Raw genomic sequence first — 2,769 nt, 5'->3', positions numbered from 1 at the left:
CGCATCCCACAACTCAACCCCCATCCCCACCCACTGCGCCCCCTGCCCCGGAAACACCAACACGGGGCTTTGTGGCAAGTCAGCGATGCCAGTGACGGCACGAGTCGAGGGGTGTTCGAGGGCGCTGATCAGCTCAGTGCGCTCGTCGGCGACGACTACCGCGCGGTGCGGCAGCCGCATGCGTGTGGAGGCCAATGACACTGCCACTCCGGCCGGTTGGGTATCGGGGCTTTCTGTCAGGAAGTCCCGGAGTCGCTTCGCCTGCGCCTCCAAAGCCTCCGCCGAGGCGCCCGACACCACGAACGGCAGCGTCCGGCGTCCGCTCCGGGAAGGCGCCGCGTCTTCCGATGGCATTCCCGAGTCGGGCGCCTGCTCGAGGATGACGTGGGCGTTGGTGCCGCTGATCCCGAACGACGACACACCCGCCCGCCGCGGACGCTCCCCCGCCTCCCACGGCCGCAACTCGGTCAGCAACGACACCGCACCCGACGACCAGTCCACATGCGGCGACGGCGCATCCACATGCAACGTACGCGGCAACGTCTCATGCCGCATCGCCATCACCATCTTGATCACACCCGCCACACCCGCCGCCGCCTGCGAGTGGCCGATGTTGGACTTCACAGACCCCAGCCACAGCGGGCCTTGCTCCCCGCGGTTTTGCCCGTACGTGGCCAACAGTGCCTGGGCCTCGATCGGATCGCCCAGGGCCGTGCCCGTCCCGTGAGCCTCGACCGCGTCCACCTCGGACGGGCTCAGACGGGCGTCGGCCAGCGCCGCACGGACGACGGCCTCCTGGGACGGGCCGTTGGGTGCGGTGAGCCCATTAGAGGCGCCGTCCTGGTTGACCGCCGAACCCCGCACCACGGCCAGCACCCGATGTCCCTTGGCCAGCGCGTCCGACAGCCTCTCCAGAAGGACCACGCCCACGCCCTCCGCCCATGCCGTGCCGTCGGCAGCGGCCGCAAAGGGTTTGCAGCGCCCGTCGGCGGCCAGTGCCCGCTGGCGGCTGAACTCGACGAACTCGATGGGGATGGGCATGACGGTGACTCCGCCTGCGAGGGCCAGCGAACACTCGCCACTGCGCAGCGACCTCACCGCAAGGTGCAGAGCAACCAGGGACGAGGAGCAGGCGGTGTCGACTGTGAGGGCCGGACCTTCCAGGCCGAAGGAGTAGGCGACGCGGCCCGAGAGCACACTGCCGATGTTGCCGGTGAGCGAATACCCGTCCGTGCCCTCGCGAGCCTGCTGCATGCCGGCCAGGTAGCCGAAGTAGCCGGCGCCGACGAACACGCCGGTGGAGCTTCCTCGTAGGGACTCGGCGGGCATACCAGCGCGTTCGAACAGTTCCCAGGACGTCTCGAGGATCTGGCGCTGCTGTGGATCCATGGCAAGCGCCTCACGCGGCGAAATGCCGAACAGCCCGGCGTCGAACCGGTCGGCGTCGTGCAGGAAGCCGCCCTCGCGGGTATACGACGTCCCGGAGCGGTCGGGGTCAGGGTCGTACAGGCCGGTCAGGTCCCAGCCACGGTTGGTGGGGAAGCCGGTGATGGCGTCACGGCCGTTCTCGACGACGCCCCACAGATCCTCCGGGGAGGACACTCCACCGGGATAGCGGCAGGCCATGGCCACGATGGCGATGGGCTCCCGCGCCCCCTCTTCCGCGTCGCGCAGGCGGCGCCGGGTGTCGTGGAGTTCCGCGGCGACCTTCTTGAGATAGTCGACCAGTTTGTCGTCGCCGTTGCTCATGAAACGCCCAGCTCCTTCTCGACGAAGTCCAGGACCTCTTCGGCCGAAGCCTCCTGAAGCTTGTCGGCCGCGCGACCGTCGCCGTTCGGATCCCCTGCCTCGCGCCACCTGCGCAACAGCCGCTCGAGACGCACCGTGACCTGCTCGCGCTCGCCGGGGTCGTCGGGGATCCGCGCGAAGGCTTTCTCGAAACGGTCGAGTTGCTCGGTCAGGGCACCTTCGGCGGGATCCGCCGCGACGAGTTCGGCGCGCAGATAGTTCGCCAGCCGCTCGGGGGTCGGGTGGTCGAAGATCAGCGTCGCCGGGAGCCTGGACCCGGCAGCCCGGCTCAGGCGGTTGCGCAGTTCGACGGCGGCCAGTGAGTCGAAGCCGAGGGCCTTGAAAGTAACCTTGTCGTCCACCGTGTCGGGGGTGGAATGGCCAAGGACGGTGGCGGTATGCGTTCGGACCAGGTTCAGCAGGGCACGGTCGCGGTCGGCCTCCCCGAGCGCTGCGAGTCGTTCGCCCAGCGACACGGTCGTAGGGCCGTCTCCGTTGCTGCCGGTGGCGGCGCGGGCCATCACCCGTGTCCCGTCGCCACCGGCGAGGCCGTGCAGCACTACGGGTAGCGCGCCCTGGGCCGCCTGGTCTCGCAGAGCCTGCCGGTCGAACGCCGCCGGCACCATCACGGCCCCGTCGGCACCCAGAGCTCGGTCCATCAGTTCCAGGGCCCTGTCGCTGTCCAGGACGAGGACGCCGAGCCGCCGCAGTCGGCCCTCGTCCACTGCGGACAACCCCGAGGTCATCCCGCTTTCCTGGGCCCACTGTCCCCACGCCAGGGATACCGCCGGCAGACCCTCCGCGCGCCGATGTGCTGCCAGGGCGTCCAAGTAGGCGTTGGCGGCCGCGTAGTTGCCCTGTCCGGGGCTGCCCAGGACACCGGCGACCGAGGAGAAGAGCACGAACGCGGTCAGGTCGAGGTCACGGGTGAGTTCGTGGAGATTCCAGGCCGCGTCCACCTTCGGCCGCAGAACAGCCCTC

Annotated in this window: 2 protein-coding genes; both read right to left on the bottom strand. The window is 69.6% G+C overall.

Annotation, left to right across the window (positions count from 1 at the left end; translation table 11 throughout):
• The coding region (locus ACWD3I_RS49085) for a type I polyketide synthase (protein ID WP_451084466.1) at nucleotides 1–1,749 on the bottom strand (1,749 nt) is incomplete at its 3' end.
• Nucleotides 1,746–2,769 (bottom strand): KR domain-containing protein (locus ACWD3I_RS49080; RefSeq protein ID WP_451084465.1); only part of this gene is annotated, 1,024 nt, incomplete at its 5' end. The genes ACWD3I_RS49080 and ACWD3I_RS49085, both read right to left, overlap by 4 nt.

The organism is Streptomyces sp. NPDC002817 (genome assembly GCF_053592055.1).
Note: the sequence above shows the minus strand (reverse complement) of the source record. Positions and strands in the feature narration are given on the sequence as shown.